At 72.5% G+C, this 16,856-nt stretch carries 14 protein-coding genes and 1 tRNA gene; 4 read left to right on the top strand and 11 right to left on the bottom strand.

The features are described 5' to 3' along the window. Positions 1 to 108: 108 nt before the first annotated feature. Complete coding sequence (locus ACZJYS_RS02290; RefSeq protein ID WP_493175503.1) at positions 109 to 2,562, top strand: EAL domain-containing protein; 2,454 nt, start codon at positions 109 to 111, stop codon at positions 2,560 to 2,562. Between the two features lie 30 nt (positions 2,563 to 2,592). On the opposite strand, the gene ACZJYS_RS02285 is transcribed toward ACZJYS_RS02290, so the two are convergent. The 10 genes from ACZJYS_RS02285 to ACZJYS_RS02240 form a co-directional block, all read right to left on the bottom strand. After that, a complete protein-coding gene (locus tag ACZJYS_RS02285) occupies positions 2,593 to 3,600 on the bottom strand; it encodes an ATP-grasp domain-containing protein (protein ID WP_493175502.1) in 1,008 nt (335 codons plus the stop codon). 122 nt (positions 3,601 to 3,722) lie between these two features. Then, positions 3,723 to 4,616 carry an alpha/beta hydrolase family protein gene (locus tag ACZJYS_RS02280; protein ID WP_493175501.1) on the bottom strand — a complete coding sequence of 298 codons (894 nt, stop codon included), beginning with the start codon at positions 4,614 to 4,616 and terminating at the stop codon, positions 3,723 to 3,725. Positions 4,617 to 4,666: 50 nt separating this feature from the next. Next, positions 4,667 to 6,313 (bottom strand): ABC transporter substrate-binding protein, encoded by a 1,647-nt coding sequence (locus ACZJYS_RS02275; RefSeq protein ID WP_493175500.1) that lies wholly within the window; start codon positions 6,311 to 6,313, stop codon positions 4,667 to 4,669. Between the two features lie 127 nt (positions 6,314 to 6,440). Further along, positions 6,441 to 6,517 (bottom strand) — tRNA-Met (locus ACZJYS_RS02270). Positions 6,518 to 6,566: 49 nt separating this feature from the next. Then, positions 6,567 to 7,673 (bottom strand): tRNA 2-thiouridine(34) synthase MnmA, encoded by a 1,107-nt coding sequence (gene mnmA / locus ACZJYS_RS02265; RefSeq protein WP_109515409.1) that lies wholly within the window; start codon positions 7,671 to 7,673, stop codon positions 6,567 to 6,569. Next, the gene (locus ACZJYS_RS02260) at positions 7,670 to 8,359 is read right to left on the bottom strand and encodes a TenA family protein (RefSeq protein WP_493175498.1); all 690 of its coding nucleotides are present in this window, start codon (positions 8,357 to 8,359) and stop codon (positions 7,670 to 7,672) included. Before ACZJYS_RS02260 ends, mnmA begins: the two co-directional genes overlap by 4 nt. Before the next feature lie 11 nt (positions 8,360 to 8,370). Next, positions 8,371 to 8,697, bottom strand: coding sequence for a ferredoxin family 2Fe-2S iron-sulfur cluster binding protein (locus tag ACZJYS_RS02255; RefSeq protein ID WP_493175496.1), 327 nt, complete (start codon positions 8,695 to 8,697; stop codon positions 8,371 to 8,373). 9 nt (positions 8,698 to 8,706) lie between these two features. Beyond that, complete coding sequence (locus tag ACZJYS_RS02250) at positions 8,707 to 9,897, bottom strand: cysteine desulfurase family protein (protein WP_493175494.1); 1,191 nt, start codon at positions 9,895 to 9,897, stop codon at positions 8,707 to 8,709. A gap of 76 nt (positions 9,898 to 9,973) precedes the next feature. Next, positions 9,974 to 11,269, bottom strand: a complete 1,296-nt coding sequence (locus ACZJYS_RS02245; RefSeq protein ID WP_493175492.1) for an ArgE/DapE family deacylase — start codon at positions 11,267 to 11,269, stop codon at positions 9,974 to 9,976. A 14-nt stretch (positions 11,270 to 11,283) separates the two neighbouring features. Then, a complete protein-coding gene (locus ACZJYS_RS02240) occupies positions 11,284 to 12,864 on the bottom strand; it encodes an ABC transporter substrate-binding protein (protein ID WP_109515404.1) in 1,581 nt (526 codons plus the stop codon). A 208-nt stretch (positions 12,865 to 13,072) separates the two neighbouring features. On the opposite strand from ACZJYS_RS02240, the gene ACZJYS_RS02235 reads away from it, so the two are divergent. Beyond that, complete coding sequence (locus ACZJYS_RS02235) at positions 13,073 to 14,089, top strand: serine hydrolase domain-containing protein (RefSeq protein WP_493175490.1); 1,017 nt, start codon at positions 13,073 to 13,075, stop codon at positions 14,087 to 14,089. 87 nt (positions 14,090 to 14,176) lie between these two features. Here the strand turns inward: ACZJYS_RS02235 and ACZJYS_RS02230 are convergent, their stop codons facing one another. After that, positions 14,177 to 14,845 carry an alpha/beta hydrolase gene (locus ACZJYS_RS02230; protein WP_109515402.1) on the bottom strand — a complete coding sequence of 223 codons (669 nt, stop codon included), beginning with the start codon at positions 14,843 to 14,845 and terminating at the stop codon, positions 14,177 to 14,179. 428 nt (positions 14,846 to 15,273) lie between these two features. Here ACZJYS_RS02230 and ACZJYS_RS02225 point away from each other — a divergent pair, with 428 nt between their 5' ends. Both ACZJYS_RS02225 and ACZJYS_RS02220 read left to right on the top strand, forming a co-directional pair. Then, the gene (locus ACZJYS_RS02225) at positions 15,274 to 15,753 is read left to right on the top strand and encodes an Rrf2 family transcriptional regulator (RefSeq protein ID WP_493175488.1); all 480 of its coding nucleotides are present in this window, start codon (positions 15,274 to 15,276) and stop codon (positions 15,751 to 15,753) included. Continuing rightward, the gene (locus ACZJYS_RS02220; RefSeq protein WP_493175486.1) at positions 15,750 to 16,841 is read left to right on the top strand and encodes a cysteine desulfurase family protein; all 1,092 of its coding nucleotides are present in this window, start codon (positions 15,750 to 15,752) and stop codon (positions 16,839 to 16,841) included. Before ACZJYS_RS02225 ends, ACZJYS_RS02220 begins: the two co-directional genes overlap by 4 nt. Positions 16,842 to 16,856: the final 15 nt, after the last annotated feature.

Genomic DNA, 16,856 nt, shown 5'->3' with positions numbered 1-16,856 from the left:
CCTCCCGGCGGTTCTGAGCCGCGGAAGGGGCCGATAGGCGGCGGTCAGAGGGCCCACCGCTGCCTGCGCATCCCTCCCGGTTCCTCGCCAGCCAGGCCTCGTGTCGCCATGCCTCTTGGTGATCTTCACCACTTCCTGGCACGCTGCCCTCTGCCCGCCTTCGTGGCCGAGCGCTTCGCCGCGAGTTTCCGCTTCACCCAGGTCAACGCGGCGCTGCTCGATGCCGCCTCGTCCACCGCCGAGCAGATCCTCTGCCGGCCGCTCGAGGCGTTGTTCCCGCCGCCGCTGGCCGGGCAGCTCTGCGCGCATTTCCGCCGTGCCTGGGAAAGCCAGGAGGTCATCGACCTCACCGCCTGCCTGCCCCACGCCACCGGCCCGCGCGACTGGGACATCGCCGTGGTGCCGGTGCCGGGGCGTGAGGGCCAGACGCGGTGGCTGGTGGGCTATGGCATCGACCCGGGCGAGATGGCCCGCCGCCGCATGGCCCACCAGACCGGCGGGCAGCTGCTGATCGACACGGTCTCGGCGCAGGAGGCGCTGGTCTATCGCTGCCTGCCGGACAGCACCCTCACCTTCGTCAATGCCGCCTTCGCCCGCGCGGCCGGCTTCCCGCCGCACACGCTGCTCGGCCGCATGGCGCTGGAGGCGCTGGACCCGGAGGCCCGGCCCGAGCTGCTGCGCCAGCGCGCCCTGCTGAAGCCGGACGAGCCTCTCCGCAGCTACACGCTGCGCGCCCGCTCCGCTGGCGGCCGCCCCGGCTGGTGCCGCTGGACCGACATCGCCGCCTTCGACGCGGAAGGCCGGCTGGTCGAGATCCACGCCATCGGCCGCGACATCACCGAGGTGCAGGAGGCGCTGCTGCGCGTCTCGGAGAGCGAGCAGCGCTTCCGCGCGGTGGTGGACCATATCGCCGAGGGCATCGTGCTGACCGATGCATCCGGCCATATCGTCTATGCCAACCACAAGGTGGCGGAGATCCTGGGTTGGGAGGCGGAGGCGCTGCACGGCCGCCACATCCGCCATCTCTCCGCCCCGCAGGAGCGCGGGGATGGCGCCTTCGCCCTCGACCCCTACCTGCACCGCCAGATCGGCCCGCCGCAGCCGGGTGAGATGGAGCAGGAAGGCTTCGTGCGGCACCGCGACGGGCGGATGCTGCGCATCCATCTCCGTCTCAGCGGCATCGAACTGGACGGCACGCCGCACTACATCGGCGTCATCCGCGACAACACCGCCATCCACGAGGCGCAGCAGCGCATCGAGCGGCTGGCCTTCAACGACGAGCTGACCGGCCTGCCGAACCAGCGCCGCCTGAAGGAGGAGCTGGCGCAGCAGCTCGACCGCGCGGAGACGCGGCCCAGCCTGCTGCTGGTGGACCTCGTCGATTTCAGCGCGCTGAACAACACCATTGGCTTCGCCGCCGGCGACCGCATGCTGCGCGCGGCCGCACGGCGCATCGCCCGCGTGCTGCCGCATGACAGCCTGCTGGCGCGCTTCGGCGCCGACCGCTTCGCCGTGCTGCTGCGCGACACGCCGGAGCCGGAGATGGCGCAGATCCTGGCCGGGCGGATCGCCGTCTCGGTGGAGGGCGCGGCGCCGGAGGGGGTGCCGGACAGCAGCTTCCGCCTGCCGCCGGTGACCATCGGCATCGCCATGGCGCCGCAGGACGACACCCGCGCCGACGGGCTGCTGGAAGCCGCCGAGATCGCCCTGCTGGACGCCAAGCAGCGGGCCCCGGGCAGCGTGCGCAGCTTCGTCGGCGCTATGCGGGCCACCGCCGCCCGCCGCTTCTCCACCGCGCAGGGGCTGCGCCGGGCGCTGGACCAGGGCGGGCTGTTCATCGAGATCCAGCCGCGCTTCACCGCCCTCCAGCGGCGGCTGACCGGCGGCGAGGCGCTGGTGCGCTGGCGCCGCGAGGATGGCCGGCTGATCCCGCCGAACGACTTCATCCCGCTGGCCGAGGAGACGGGGCTGATCCAGCCGCTGACGGAATTCGTCTTCGAGCAGGTGATGCCGCTGCTCTCCCGCCTGCCGCCGGGGCAGCGCCTGTCGATGAACTTCCCCCCCACCCAGCTCGCCCGGCAGAACCTGGCCGCCTCGCTCATCGCGCGGCTGGCGCGCCACGGGGTGCCGGGGGACCGGCTGGGCGTCGAGCTGACGGAAAGCGCGCTGATCGGCGGGCCCGGCCTGCTGGACGAGAACCTGCGCAGCCTGCAGCAGCAGGGCTGCAGCGTGGCGATCGACGATTTCGGGACGGGCTATTCCTCCCTCTCCCGCCTGCGCCACCTGCCGATCAACGAGTTGAAGATCGACCGCATCTTCATCCGCGACGCGGCGCGCGACACGGCGGGGGTGGTGTTCCTCCAGGCCATCGGCGCCATGGCCAAGGCGCTGGACCTGCGGCTGGTGGCGGAAGGCGTGGAAACCGAGTCCGAGCTGGAGCAGGCGCGCAGCATCGGCTGCCACGAGATCCAAGGCTGGCTCTGGGGCCGGCCGATGTCGCCCGAGGCCTTCCTCGGCCTGTGCGGCGAGGCCGGCGCCCCGGTCGCGGCCACCACCCCCTGAAGGGGCGCCTGGCCGCGGCCGGGCCCGCCTTCAGGCTGCCTGGCGCTGGCTGCGGCCCAGCTCGGCGGCCAGGTAGGCGGCCAGGGCGCCGGGGCCGGAGCGCGGCGTGCCGGCCAGGCCCGCCGCTTCCTCGGCACCGGCATTGTAGTTGGTGTTGGTGTTGACGTCGTAGACCAGCACCTGCCCGGCCTCGTCGCGGATGAACTCGATGCCCGCCACGTCGATGCCGCTGCGCGCCAGGAAGCCCTCCAGCCGGCTGCGCAGCGCCGGCTCGATGCCCTCCGGCAGCACGCGGAAGCGCGGCGCGGGCGCCGGGGCGTCCAAGGGGGCGGCCAAGGCTGCGGCCGGGGCGGCGGCGGGGCAGAAGGCGTCGCCCACGGCGCACACCTCGGCCGGGCACAGCTCGAAGCCGGCGGTGGTGTCCACCTCCACCGCGTAGACGAAGCGGCCGCCGACGAACTCGGCGCGGGTGATCACCGGGCGCGGGGCGCGGATGTAGTCCTGCAGCAGCCAGATGCCATCCACCGGCGCCTCGTCGGCCGGGGCGCCCTCCAGATGCGCGGCGAGCTGCTCGACCGAGGCGAAGAGCCGCACGCCCAGCCCCTTGCCGCCGCGGTTGGGCTTCAGGATGACCGGGCCGGGCGCGAAGTGCCGGCGCGCGGCCTCGACCAGCGCCGCGGCGTCGTCCTGCACCATGACGGTGCGGGGGATGGTCAGCCCGGCCTGCTCCAGCGCCGCATACTGGCGTGCCTTGCTCACTTCCAGGTCCAGCGCGGCGGAGCCGTTCACCACGCGGCGGCCATGCCGCGCCAGCCAGGCGAGCACGCCGGCCGTCAGCTCGGCGGCGTAGCGGTGCCCGCGCGTGTGCGAGGAGGCGCTCATCCGGTTGTAAAACACGCCCTCCGGCGGTGGTTCGGAGAGGTCGAAGGTGCCGCGCGAGAGGTCCATCTCCGCCCAGGGCAGGCCGATCCGGTCGAAGGCTTCCGCCAGCGGCGGCAGCCAGAGGGGGTTCTCGTGGATGACGTGGAGTCTGGACATGACGATACCCCTCGGGGAATGGTGCTTGAAGCAATATACCACATAAAATGGTGGTATCTGTCAAACACCCATATCCCCTCGCGGCTTCCCGCGCCCGCCCCCCTATGGGCGGGGTGGCCGGCTCAGAGCGCGCCGGCCTTGCCGCCCCACGCCGCCAGCAGCGCCTCCTCCGGCAGCCGCCCCTCGAACCAGAGGCTGGCGCAGACGCGGGACATGGCGGCGCCGTCATGCCCGATATGCGGCACGTCCACGAGCTGCCACCGGCACTCGATGCCGAGCCGCGCCGCCGCCTCGCGCCCGGCGCGGAGGTAGTTGCGCGCGCGGGCGAAGCGGTGCGGCCCCTGCGCCACGGCGGCGGGCTGGGCGGGCAGGCTGGGGCCGGAGGTCTCGGTGTCCTGCTCGCCGGCCAGGATCAGCAGCGGATAGGCCAGCAGGCGCCGCAGCGCCGCCTCGTCCAGCCCGATGCCGCCCAGCCCCTCGGGGAAGGGCTGCTCCAGCACCGGCAGGGTGTACCAGCCGGGGTTGCCGACCGCGACGGCCTCGAAGGCCTCGTGCGGCTGGGTGGCGAGCAGGCGATGGCCGAACTGCCCGCCCGCCGAATGGCCGAACAGCCGCGCCTTCTCCCGCCGCGTGACGCCGGCCGCGCGCAGCAGGCCGAACACCCGCGCCGGCACCGCATACCCCCATTCCGCGCGCGGCCGCACCTGCCCCTCCGCGCCGAGCACATGGCCGTTGTTGTAGAGCTCGGCACCCGGATAGGCCTCGTTGCTGAAGGTGGGGGCCACGATCAGCAGGCTGTGCCGCTCGGCGGCCTCGATCCAGAAGTCGCGGTACTCGTCGCCATTGCGGCCCATGCCGTGCTGCACCAGCACCACCGGGCTGTCCGGCGTGAAGCCCTGCGGGCGGTAGGTGTGCAGCACCAGCGGGCGGGTGGCGTCGCCCGCCGCGTCGGTGAAGGGGATGGCCTGGCGGCCCGGCGCGGCGAGGGCCTGGGCGAGGGTGTCCTGGAACGGCATGTCGGTATCCTGGGGCTGCGGAGACAAGGCGGGCGGGGTGGCGCGGCGCCTCACGGCGTTGCCGTCACCTCCATGGCCGAGGTGCTCTGGTCCACCCGGCCGCCATAGGCGAGGCCCTTGCGGAAGGCCCAGACGGCGTTCTCGAAATGCACCGGGATGACGGGCATCTGCTCCACCGCGACCTGGCTCGCCTCGCGCAGCAGGCCGGCGCGCGCCGCCTCGTCCATGGTGGCCATGGCGCGCATCGCCGGGCCGTCGAAGCGCGGCTCGGACCAGCCGCCATAGTTGCTGGTGCCGAGGCCGCGCTCGCGGTCGGTGGTCATCAGCCAGGAGCGGAAGAACATCAGCGTCTCGGCGGCGTCGGCCGACCAGCCGCCCATGGAGACGCTGAACTCCCGCTTGCCACGCCGGCCGAAGAAGACGGAGCTCGGCATGGCGTCCAGCTCCACCTTCACGCCGATGCGCTGCCAGAACTGCGCCACCACCTGCGCCAGCCGGGCGTCGTTGATGTAGCGGTTGTTGGTGGCGTGGAAGGTGAGCGCGAAGCCGTTCGGATAGCCGGCCTCGGCCAGCAGGGCACGGGCGCGGGCGGGGTCGTGGGGCAGCACGGGCAGGCCGGGGACGGTGCCGGCCATGCCCTCCGGCAGGTACTGCCCGGCGGGGGTGGCGACGCCGTCCATCACCCGCTCCTGCACCGCCTTGCGGTCGATGGCGAGCGAGAGGGCCTGCCGCACCCGCGCGTCGCGCAGCGGGTTCTCGCCCTGCCCGCCATTGACGAAGGGGCTGGGGCTGCGGGCGGTGTCGAGCTGCAGGAAGATCAGCCGCGTGGTGGGCTTGGTGGAGAGCGCGAAGCCGGGGTTCTCGCGCAGGCGCGGCAGGTCGCCGGTGGCGGGGCTCTCGATCAGGTCGTGGTCGCCGGCCAGCAGCCCGGCCAGGCGCGGCCCGGCGGCGGTGACGGGGGTGAGGCGCACCGCCTGCCAGTGCGGCTTCGCGCCCCAATGCCCGTCGTTGCGCTCCAGCGCGATGGCGCCGGCGCGGCTGTAGCTGCGCAGCCGGTAGGGGCCGGTGCCGATGGCGGCGCTGCCATCGTTGAACTGCGCGGCGGAGGGCCAGGCGCCCTCATGCCCGCACTTCTCCCCGGCGGCGAAATCCAAAGCCGCGCCGCCCACGAGGGTGCGGGGCAGGATGGCGACATTCGAGAGGTCGTTCAGCAGCAGCGGCTCCGGCGCGCGGGTGCGCAGGCGCAGCGTGTGCGAATCCACCACCTCCAGCGCGGCGATGGGCCGCACGAGGCGGGAATAGGACTGCACCACCTCGGATTCGTTGTTCAGCACGCGGCAGAAGCTGAACACCACATCCTCCGCGCCGAAGGGCGCGCCGTTGTGGAAGCGCACGCCCTCGCGCAGATGGAAGCGCCAGGTGAGGTCGTCCTCCCGCTCCCATCGCGTGGCGAGGGCGGGCTGCACGCGCAGATCGGCATCCAGCGCGGTGAGGGATTCGAAGACGTGCCGGCGCAGCGTGTTGTTGGGCGTGAGCGCGTAGTTGTGCGGGTCGGCCGAGGTGGTCTCGGCGGAGAGGGCCACGCGCAGCGTCTGCGCCTGCGTGGCGGGCGCAGCCAGGAGTCCGCCCAGCGCCAGGGCCGGCAGCAGGGCAAGGCGCGCGGCCCCGCTGTTCAGGGCATGACGGAAACCGGGCATGGCGCTTCTCCTGGCAGATGACGGGCCAGAAAAAGCACCGAATGGCGGGGCGGACCAGGGTGGCCGGACAAGAAAACCACGCAAGAAAAAAGGGGCGCCGGCTTTCCGCCAGCGCCCCGTTTCCTGTTGGTAGTGGTGGGCGGACTTGAACCGCCGACCCCGGCATTATGAGTGCCGTGCTCTAACCAGCTGAGCTACACCACCGCAGAGACCCGGGCCGTCGCCGTGTGGCGCTGCCCGGGTGGCGCGCGATTTAGGCGGCCTCGCCGGCGCTGTCAATCGCCTCTTCGTTGCGGCGGATGAAGCCGCCGCCGAGCACCCGGTCGCCATCGTAGAGCACGCAGCCCTGGCCCGGCGCGGCGATGGCCGGCGCCGCCAGGCGCACGCGCAGCAGGCCGGCGGCGGCGTCCCACACCGCCGTGGCAGGCTGCGGCACCTCGCGGGCGCGCAGCTTCACCTGGCAGGCCAGCGGCGCCGTGGGCGGCGCCACCAGCCAGTTCACGTCGCCGGCCAGCACATGCTCCGAGGCCAGGGCGCCGCGGGGCGCCACGACCACGCGGCGGCGCGGCGCATCGAGGGCAGTGACGTAGAGCGGCTCCTCGCCATCGCGCGAGGCCATGCCCAGGCCCCGCCCCTGCCCCACCGTGTAGCGCGCGATTCCCTGGTGGGTGCCGAGCACCCTTCCGTCGGCGTGCTCGATGGTGCCGGGCTCGGCGGCCTCGGGGCGCAGCTTCGCCACCACCTCGTGGTAGCTGCCCTTGGGCACGAAGCAGATGTCCTGGCTGTCCGGCTTCTCGGCAACCGCGAGGCCGAGCCGCACCGCCTCCGCTCGCACCTCGGCCTTGGAAGCGTAGCCGCCGAGCGGGAAGCGGCTGAAGGCCAGCTGCTCCGGCGTGGTGGCGAAGAGGAAATAGGACTGGTCCCGCGCCGGGTCGGCGGCGCGGCGCAGCTCGGGGCCGTCCGGCCCCTCCACCCGCCGCACGTAGTGGCCGGTGGCCAGCGCCTCGGCGCCGAGGTCGCGCGCCAGCAGGAACAGGTCCTGGAACTTCACCGTCTGGTTGCAGCGCACGCAGGGGATGGGCGTCTCGCCGCGGGCGTAGGCGCTCGCGAAATCCTCGATCACCGCGTCGCGGAAGCGGCTCTCCCGGTCCAGCACGTAGTGCGGGATGCCGAGGCGGTCCGCCACGTCGCGCGCGTCGTGGATGTCCTGGCCGGCGCAGCAGGCGCCCTTCTTCTCCACCGCCGCGCCATGGTCGTAGAGCTGCAGCGTGGCGCCGATCACCTCGTGCCCCTGCTCCTTCAGCAGCCCGGCGACGACGGAGGAATCGACGCCCCCCGACATGGCGACGAGCACCCTCATGGCGCGGCGTCCAGCCCCATCTGCCAGAAGTCGCATTCCAGCCGGGCGGCCTCGGCGAAGGTGGCGGAGAGCACGGGCAGGCGCGCCGCGCCGCCATGGCTCACGCCCAGCGCGTCGATCCGCTCGGCGGCGCCGCGGGCCAGCGCCTGGTAGCCGGGGGCGCTGTAGGTGTCGATCCAGCTCTGGTAGGGGTTGCCCTCCTGCATCCGGCCGGGATGGGCGGCGATGCGCAGCGCGATCTCGCCATAGCCGATGGTGCAGGGGGCGAGCGCCACCTCGAGGTCGAGAATGTCGCCCGCCATGCCGCGGTCCAGCACCCAGCGCGTGTAGCAGACGGTCTGCGGCGCCTCGGCCTCGCGCAGCACATCGGCTTCCGAGAGGCCCCAATCGGCGCAGTAGCGGAGGTGCATCTGCATCTCGGCCAGCAGGGCGTTGAGCCCGGCGGCCTTGCCGCGCATCGCCTCCAGGCTCTCAGCCTTGAAGGCGGCCAGCGCCTTGGCGCGGGCGAACTGGATCAGGAACAGCCAGTCCTGCACCAGGTAGCGGCGGAAGGCGGGCAGCGGCAGCGTGCCCTCGGCCAGCCCCTGCACGAAGGGATGCCAGCAATAGGAATCCCACCGCCCGGCGCAGTGCTCGCGCAGCCGGTTGGTCAGGCCGTCGGGGGCGCCGTAGGGCGATGGGAACATGGGCCTCTGCTTCAGCTCGCGTTGCGGGTGCCGGCGGGCAGCTTCACGACAAGGCCATCCAGCTCCTCGGTCATGATGAGCTGGCAGCCGAGGCGGGACGTCTCCTGCAGGTCGAAGGCGAGGTCGAGCATGTCCTCCTCGTCCTCGGTCGGGCCGGCGAGCTTCCCGAACCATTCGCCGTCCACGATCACGTGGCAGGTGGAGCAGGCGAGGCTGCCCTCGCAGGCGCCCTCGATGTCCACGTCGTGCTTGTGCGCGATCTCCAGCACCGAGAGGCCCAGCGGCGCCTCGACCTCGCGACGCGAACCATCGCGCTCGATGAACGTCATCTTCGGCATCGCCGTCGTCTACTCCGCCGCATCCTGGGTTTCGGAAAGCGCGTGGCGCCACGCATCGGCGAGCAGGGCCGCCGCACGGTCCACGTCGGGGGGCGAAGTAAAGCGCCCGATGCCGATCCGCAAGGTCGCGGCCGCCTGCGAGTCGGTGAGGCCGAGCGCGCGCAGCACATAGGAAGGCTCGACCTCGGCCGAGGAACAGGCCGAGCCGGTGGAGACGCTGACCCCCTCCAGCCGCGCCAGCATGGCCTGGGCCGAGACGCCGCCGGGGAAGGTGATGTTGAGGTTGCCCGGCACCTGACGTGAAGCGTCGCCGTTCAGCACGAGGCCCGGCACCGCCTCCGAGAGCGCGGCGAGGAAGCGGGCGCGCTGGGCGGCGATGCGGCCACGCTCCAGCAGCCCCTCGGCGCGGGCGATGCGCGCGGCCTCGCCGAAGCCCACCAGCAGCGGGGCCGGGAGCGTGCCGGAGCGCAGCCCCCGCTCCTGCCCGCCGCCCGAGAACAGTGGCGCCAGCCGAACGCGCGGGCGGCGCCGCACATAGAGCGCCCCCACCCCCTTCGGGCCGTAGATCTTGTGGGCGGAGAGCGAGAGCAGGTCCACGCCCAGCTCCGCCACGTCGAGCGGGATGCGCCCGGCGGCCTGGGCGGCATCGGTGTGGAACAGCGCCCCCGCCGCCTTGGCGATCGGCACCAGCGCCGCGAGGTCCTGCGCCACGCCGATCTCGTTGTTCACCGCCATCACCGAGACCAGCAGCGTCGGCGCCGCCGCCAGCGCGGCGCGCAGCGCCTCCGGCTCCAGCAGCCCGCCGGGGCCGACCGGCAGCACCACCGGCTCGAACCCCTCCGCCGCGAGGTCCCGCACGCTCTCCAGCACGCATTTGTGCTCGGTCGCCACCGTGACGATGCGGCGCCGGTCATCGCCCTGCCCCCGGGCGAAGCGGGCGGCGCCCTTGATGGCGAGGTTGTTGGATTCGGTCGCGCCCGAGGTGAAGACGATCTCGCGCGGGTCGGCGCCGACCAGCGCCGCCACATGGCCGCGCGCCTCCTCCACCGCCGCCTCCGCCGCCCGGCCGAGGGCATGCTCCACGCTGTGCGGGTTGGCGAAGTTCTGCTCCCACCAGGGGCGCATGGCCGCCAGCACGCGCGGATCGGGCGGCGTGGTGGCGTGGTTGTCCAGGTAGATGGGGCGGGTCGGTGCGGACATGGCGCGAATATGGGCCACCGCCCGCCAGGGTGGAAGGGCGGGGCGGGAATACCACCGCCCCGCCCGGCACATTACTTTATTTGCTGGGAGTAATCTCCCGCACGCCGCACCAGTCGGCGATGAAGGCGGCGATGGTCAGCGTCGTCTTGCGCAGGCTGTCGAGGTTGGTGCGCTCGTCGAAGCCGTGGTTGCCCTCGCCGGAGGGGCCGTAGCAGAGCGCCGGCATGTCGTAGTAGCGGCCATAGTAGCGGGTGTCGTTCACCGCCGTGGTGATGCGCTCCTGCATCGCCTCGCCGAACACCGACTGGTGCACGGCGCCGAGGATGGCCTCCGCCTCGGTGCCCGGCTCCTGCACGAAGCCATCCGCCTGGAAGCCGTGCCAGGTCACCTCGGGCGGATTGTTGGCCAGGAAGGTGTCGCCGGCGCGGCTGTCCTGGATGCAGCGCTCCACCGCCGCCATGGCATCCTTCACCTCGGTGCTGGGCAGTAGGCCGATGCGGCAATCCACCTCGCACCAGGAGGGGGTGGAGCTGGCCCAGTCACCGCCACGGATGATGCCGGGGTTGAACTTGACCGGGTCCTGGATGGAGGCATACCAGCGGTCGGACTTCGCCGCCTCGTTCACCACCTTGGTGTGCTGCTGCAAGGCCTGGATGATGTGCAGCGCGGAGAGGATGGCGTTGGTGCCGGTCTGCGCCTGCGCCACATGCACCGGCACGCCGCGCACGCGGATGCGGAACCACAGCGTGCCGGTATGGGCGCGCGTCATGGTGTGGCCGGTGGGCTCGGGGATCAGGCAGGCCTCGGCGCGGTAGCCGCGCGCCAGGGTGGCGAGGGCGCCGTTGCCGGTGCTCTCCTCTTCCGTCACCGTCTGCACATGCACGTCGGCGGCGGGCTCCAGCCCGGCGGCCTTCAGCGCGTCCATGGCAAAGATCATGCAAGCGACGCCCGCCTTCATGTCGTTGGCGCCGCGGCCATAGAGCCAGCCATCGCGCACCACGCCGGCATAGGGCGGGTGGGTCCACATCTCGGCGGGGCCTTCCGGCACCACGTCGATATGCCCCTGCAGGATCAGGCTGCGGCCGGTGGGGTCCTTGGCGCGGTGCGTGGCCACCACCTGCACGGAGCCGGCGGGGTCCACATCGACCATCGGCGCCGCCTTCTCATGCGCCTCCAGCGGCGTCTCGGCGATGGTGAAGCGGTCCACCGCATAGCCGCGGCCGGCCATCTGGCGCGCCATCCAGTCCTGCAGCGGCGCCTCGCGGCCGCGCAGGCTCGGGAAGCGCACCAGCTCGGTCAGGAAGGCGACCTCGCTGTCGAAATTGGCGTCGACGGCCTGGCGCAGGCGGTCCAGCACGGATTGCTCGGGCATGATCTTCTCCGGTCTCAGCGGCTGACGGGGGTGGCGAACAGGGCGGTGGTGTCCCAGTTCGGGCTCGGCTCGTAGGTCAGGCGGTCCTTGCGGGCGGCCCAGTTGACGCGCAGGTAGAAGACCGGGATCACCGCCTTGTCCTGCACCGCCACGCGCATCGCCTCGGTGGTCAGCGCCTGGCGGCGGGCGGGGTCCATGGTGCGCATCGCCTCGCCGATGGGCCGGTCCAGCGCCGGGTTGGAGTAGCGCTGGCGGTTGAAGGGGCCGTTGCCGGCCTCCGGGTCGCGCGTCATCACCACCTGGCGCAGCGTGTTGGCCGCCAGGTTCGAGGTGTAGGTGGTCATGAACAGCGCGAAGTCGCGGTTGGTGGCGCGGGTGAAGAAGTTGGCCGGCGGCAGCACCTCAACCTGCGTCTCCACGCCGACGCGGCTGAAGCCCTGCGCGATGGCCTGCAGCACGTCGCCATCGCTGGTGAAGAAGCCGTTCGGGCCGTGGATGGTCATGCGGAAGCCGTCCGGATAGCCGGCCTCGGCCAGCAGCTTCCGCGCGCGGGCCACGTCATACTCCAGGGGCGGCAGGCCGGGCGCGCGGTCGGCCACGGCGGGGGGCGCGAACTGCTCGGCCGGCGCGCCCTGCCCGGCCAGCAGCCGGTCCACGATGCCCTGGCGGTTGATGCCGAGCGACAGCGCCTCGCGCACGCGCGTGTCGCGCAGCGGGTTCTTCGCCAGCGGGCGGCCCTGCTTGTCGGTGATGAAGGGGGCGTTCTCGCGGTCGCTGTCGGGGAAGAGATAGGCGGTGCCGTAGCTCTCCGTGCCATAGACCTCGATGGCCGCCTCGCGCTTCAGCCGCGCCACGTCCTGCACCGGCACGCTGTCGATCAGGTCCACCTCGCCGGCGAGGATGGCGGCGACGCGCGCGCCGGAATTGGAGACGTAGCGCGTCTCCACCTTGTCCCAGCCCGGCTTGCCGCCATGGAAACCGGGGTTGGCCTCCAGCGTCAGCCGCTCGTTCAGGATGAAGCCGGCATAGCGGTAGGCGCCGGTGCCGATCGCCAGCTTGCCGGTGTTGAAGCCGCCCGTTGTGGCATCCGCATGGATGCTGCGGGAGAGCATCATGATGCGCGTCAGGTCGTAGTCGAGGAACGGGTTGGGCTGGTGCGTGTGGATGCGCACCGTCACCGGGTCCACCACCTCGACCGACTTGATGCTGCGCACGTAAGGCGTGAACGGCCCCGGGCTGTTCGGCACGTTCGGCACGCGGTTGAAGGTGAAGGCCAGATCCTCCGCCCCGAAGGGCGTGCCGTCGTGGAAGCGCACGCCGGGCTTGAGCTTGATCTCCCAGGTCAGGTCGTCGACCACGCGCCAGGATTCGGCGAGGCCCGGCACCAGCTTGCCGTTGTTCGCCTCGTTGATCAGCGGATCGAAGATCTGCCGCAACGCCATGTTGTTGTTGTTGGTCGAATGGTAGTGCGGGTCCAGCGCGCTGGGCGAGGTCATCGCCGCGATGGTGAGCGTGTTGGCCGAGGCGGCGGCAGGAAGTGCGGCGAGGCAACCCAGCGTGGCGCAGGCAGCCCAACGGGCGGCGAAACGCATCATGGTCCTGTCTCCCTGTTGTCACGGAGACGCTAGCACGCGCTCAAGACCCAGCCAGGGCGGTTCGTTCCATCCGCGAACTTTCCCGTGAGCGCCTGCAAACTCGCAGGGCGACACATGCCGCGCGTGGATCGCGTTCCGCGATGGGGCGCGCCATGCGATACATCGCCCTCCCCTCCCGCCCCGGCGTGGCGCGACCATATCCGGCGGCATGCTCCCTCCCCACGCCGCACGCCGCTCCGTCCTGTTGGCCCTGCCCGCCCTGCTGCTCGCGCGCCAGGCCAGGGCCGCACCAGGCGCCTTCGCCGCGGCGCTGGAGCAGGCGGCCGCCATGCCGCAGCTGCGCACGCTGATCGTGGCGCGCGGCGGCACGGTGCTGCTGGAGCGCCGCTTCAACGGGCCGCCGCCGGAGCGCCCGGTGAACGTGAAATCCGTCTCCAAGGCGGTCATCGCCGCGCTGGTAGGCGCCGCCATCGCGCGCGGCCTGCTGGAGGGAACGGAGCAGCGCATCGCGCCCCTGCTGCGCGCCAGCCTGCCGCGCGACGCCGACCCGCGGCTGGCGCAGGTCACCATCGGCCATCTTTTGTCCATGCAGGCGGGGCTGGAGCGCACCTCCGGCCCCTATTACGGCGCCTGGGTGACGAGCCGGGACTGGGTGCGCGCCGCCCTCGCCCGCCCCTTCGTGGCCGATCCGGGCGGGCCGATGCTCTATTCCACCGGCAATTCGCACCTGCTCTCGGCCATCCTGACGCGGCGCACCGGGCGCAGCACCCTGGCGCTGGCGCGGGACTGGCTCGGCGGGCCGCTCGGCATCGAGATCCCGCCCTGGCCGCGCGACCCGCAGGGAATCTATTTCGGCGGCAACGACATGCTGCTCTCGCCCCGCGCGCTGCTGCGCTTCGCCGAGATGCACCGCCAGGGCGGGCGCTGGCAGGGTGCCGAGGTGCTGCCCGAGGCCTGGGTGCGGGCCTGCTGGACACCGCGCACCCGTTCCGTCTTCACCGGCGACGCGCATGGCTATGGCTGGTTCCTCGACCAGCCCGGCGGCGAGGAGCGCGCCTATGCCTGGGGCTATGGCGGGCAGATGGCGCATGTGCTGCCGGGGCTCGAGGCCAGCATCGTCATGACCTCAGACCCGGACCAGCCCTCGGGCGGTGCCGGCGGCCATGCGCGCGCGCTGCACGCGCTGGTGGAGGAGGCCCTCATCCCCGCCCTGCGCGCGGCCTGAGCCCCGGCGGGCCACAACGAAAAGGGGCCGGAGGCTTGTGCCATCCGGCCCCTTTGCGGGCTTTGCAGCGTTGTCGAGGCCGGGCGGTCAGTCGGCCGCCATGGCCATCCGGGCGCGGTTCAGCATGGTGCGCACATGGTCCTCGGCGGCGTTGGCCACCTTCTCCGTCTGTTCGGCGGTGAAGACGTGCCCGGCGCCTTCCTGCACGCGGTAGTCGATGGCGATGCCGCGCTGCGTGTTCAGCTTGTCCACCAGCTTGCGGACGGAGGATTCCGGCACCAGCTCGTCCTCGGCCCCGTGCAGGATCAGCCCGGAACAGGGGCATGGCGCAAGGAAGCCGAAATCGTAGTGGCTGGCCGGGGTGGAGATGGAGACGAAGCCGCCCATCTCCGGCCGCCGCATCAGCAGCTGCATGCCGACATAGGAGCCGAAGGAATAGCCGGCCACCCACAGCATCGAGGCGTTCGGGTTCACCGCCTGCAGGAAGTCGAGCGCCGCGGCGGCGTCCGAGATCTCGCCGATGCCGCCATCGTAGCGGCCCTGGCTGCGGCCCACGCCGCGGAAGTTAAAGCGCAGGGTGGAGAAACCCATATTCTGGAAGCGCGTATAGAGCGCATGCACCACCCGGTTGTTCATGGTCCCGCCATGCAGCGGGTGCGGGTGCAGTACCAGCGCCACAGGGGCATTGGGCTGCTTCGCGTGGTGGTAACGACCCTCCAGCCGGCCATCAGGCCCGGCAAACATCACCTCAGGCATCGTCCCCTTGCATCCAGTGCGGTGGGCGCGGCAGCGCCCGGTTGGGAAACCATGATGGCCCGTCGGTCCCCGCAGGGCGGCCGGGCCGGCCAAAGGCACTGCCCCCACAGGGGGCTGTTCAGCACAGACCGGGCTCACCCTTCCGGCGGCCAATGTTGACTCGCACAGTCGGGATCAATAGCTTCCCTCTCCACGGCAAGTGCGCCGTGGGCGTCTGGCGTCCGTCATGCCTTTGTCGTCCCGGGGCAGGCTTCCGCTCCCCGCGACGCGATCAATATAGGCAACACATCGTCGCTTTCATAACGGAATTCATGTCATGGGCATCAGCCCGGTGTGGCTTTCTTGCTAGCCGCCCCTGAGCGGCCCGATCCGGTTCAGACAGGAAGAACCGATTGATGCGCCTGTCTACACGTGGACGATACGCTGTCATGGCAATGGTCGAGCTGGCCGCGCGCGCGCGAGGCCAGCCCCCGGTGGATGACAGCCATGCGGCAGGCGCAGATGTCATTTCGGCCCGGGAGCGGCCCGTCAGCCTGTCCGAGATAGCCCAGGCGCAATGCCTCTCGGTCGCCTATCTGGAGCAGCTCTTCGCGCGGCTCCGGCGCGCCGGGCTGGTCGCCTCGGCCCGCGGGCCGGGGGGCGGCTACCGCCTGGCCCTGGCGCCGGAGAGCATCGCCATCGGCACCATCATCGACGCCGTGGACGAGCCGATCGTCGCCACGCGCTGCGAGGAAGGCTCGCCCGGCTGCCTCGCCGGCAAGCGCTGCCTGACGCACGATCTGTGGCACGAGCTGGGGGAGCAGATCCGCCTCTTCCTCCAGCACACCACCCTGCTGGACGTGGTGGAGGGCCGGGTCTGCGGCCGCGCCATCCCCCCGGCCCCGGAAGCCCCCTCGAAGCCGGCATGAGCGCGCCCTCCCTCTACCTGGATGCCAACGCCACGGAGCCGCTGCGCCCCGAGGCGCGGCAGGCCGTGCTGGCGGCGCTGGAGCTGACCGGCAACCCCTCCTCCATCCATGCCGAGGGCCGCGCGGCGCGGCAGCTGCTGGAACAGGCGCGCGCCACCATCGCCGCCCGCTTCGGCGGCCGGCCGCGGGACCTCGTCTTCACCGCCGGCGCGACCGAGGCCAATGCCCTGGCGCTGCACGGGCTGGGCGCCGGCCGGCGCATCCTGGCCGGCGCCACCGAGCACCCGGCCATCCTGCGCGCCGGGCCGGCGGTGGAGACCCTGCCCGTGCGGCCCGACGGCACGCTGGACCTCGCCGCGCTGGAGGCCGCCCTGGCCACGGGCGGCCCCGCCCTGGTCTGCCTGATGGCCGCCAACAACGAGACCGGCGTGCTGCACCCGCTGGCCGAGGCCGCGGCGCTGTGCCGCGCCCATGGCGCGCTGCTGCATGTGGACGCGGTGCAGGCCGCCGGCCGCCTGCCGGTGACGCTGGAAAAGCTGGGCGCTGATTCGCTCGCCCTCTCCGCCCACAAGCTGGGCGGGCCGAAGGGGGCCGGCGCGCTGCTGCTGCGGCCGGGGCTGGATATTCCGGCGCTGCTGCCGGGCGGCGGGCAGGAGCGCGGCCGGCGCGGCGGCACCGAGGCGCTGCCCGCCATCGCCGGCTTCGCCGCCGCCGTGGCGGCGCTCGAGCCGGAGGAGGCCGGGCGCCTCGCCGCGCTGCGGGACGCCATCGAGGCCGGCGCCGGCCTGCCGGTGGCGGGCGGCGCGGCGCCGCGCCTGCCCAACACCGCCTGCCTGGTGCTGCCCGGCGTGCCCGCCGAGACGCAGGTAATCGCGCTGGATCTCGCCGGGGTGCGGGTTTCCTCCGGCGCCGCCTGCTCCTCGGGCAAGGTGGGGCCGAGCCCGGTGCTGCGCGCCATGGGGCTGGAGGCCGACGCGGCCTGCGCCATCCGCGTCTCGCTGCCCTGGAACGCGGCGCCCGACGCCGCCACCCGCTTCCTCGCCGCGCACGCGGCGATGCGCGCCCGGCTGCGGCCGCGCGGCGCCTGAGCCGCGCGGCCCCGG

This window comes from Roseomonas sp. TS2, from assembly GCF_058833935.1.
The sequence above is the reverse complement of the archived record's forward strand: the minus strand, read 5'-3'. Positions and strand labels throughout refer to the sequence as shown.

Bases quoted from the DNA above. Each gene is read 5' to 3' on its own strand.
- ACZJYS_RS02285 (WP_493175502.1), bottom strand. From the start codon at position 3,600: ATGTCCAGACTCCACGTCATCCACGAGAACCCCCTCTGGCTGCCGCCG.
- ACZJYS_RS02255 (WP_493175496.1), bottom strand. From the start codon at position 8,697: ATGCCGAAGATGACGTTCATCGAGCGCGATGGTTCGCGTCGCGAGGTC.
- ACZJYS_RS02220 (WP_493175486.1), top strand. From the start codon at position 15,750: ATGAGCGCGCCCTCCCTCTACCTGGATGCCAACGCCACGGAGCCGCTG.
- mnmA (WP_109515409.1), bottom strand. From the start codon at position 7,673: ATGAGGGTGCTCGTCGCCATGTCGGGGGGCGTCGATTCCTCCGTCGTC.
- ACZJYS_RS02225 (WP_493175488.1), top strand. From the start codon at position 15,274: ATGGCAATGGTCGAGCTGGCCGCGCGCGCGCGAGGCCAGCCCCCGGTG.
- ACZJYS_RS02240 (WP_109515404.1), bottom strand. From the start codon at position 12,864: ATGATGCGTTTCGCCGCCCGTTGGGCTGCCTGCGCCACGCTGGGTTGC.
- ACZJYS_RS02275 (WP_493175500.1), bottom strand. From the start codon at position 6,313: ATGCCCGGTTTCCGTCATGCCCTGAACAGCGGGGCCGCGCGCCTTGCC.
- ACZJYS_RS02280 (WP_493175501.1), bottom strand. From the start codon at position 4,616: ATGCCGTTCCAGGACACCCTCGCCCAGGCCCTCGCCGCGCCGGGCCGC.
- ACZJYS_RS02260 (WP_493175498.1), bottom strand. From the start codon at position 8,359: ATGTTCCCATCGCCCTACGGCGCCCCCGACGGCCTGACCAACCGGCTG.
- ACZJYS_RS02235 (WP_493175490.1), top strand. From the start codon at position 13,073: ATGCTCCCTCCCCACGCCGCACGCCGCTCCGTCCTGTTGGCCCTGCCC.
- ACZJYS_RS02250 (WP_493175494.1), bottom strand. From the start codon at position 9,897: ATGTCCGCACCGACCCGCCCCATCTACCTGGACAACCACGCCACCACG.
- ACZJYS_RS02290 (WP_493175503.1), top strand. From the start codon at position 109: ATGCCTCTTGGTGATCTTCACCACTTCCTGGCACGCTGCCCTCTGCCC.
- ACZJYS_RS02245 (WP_493175492.1), bottom strand. From the start codon at position 11,269: ATGCCCGAGCAATCCGTGCTGGACCGCCTGCGCCAGGCCGTCGACGCC.
- ACZJYS_RS02230 (WP_109515402.1), bottom strand. From the start codon at position 14,845: ATGCCTGAGGTGATGTTTGCCGGGCCTGATGGCCGGCTGGAGGGTCGT.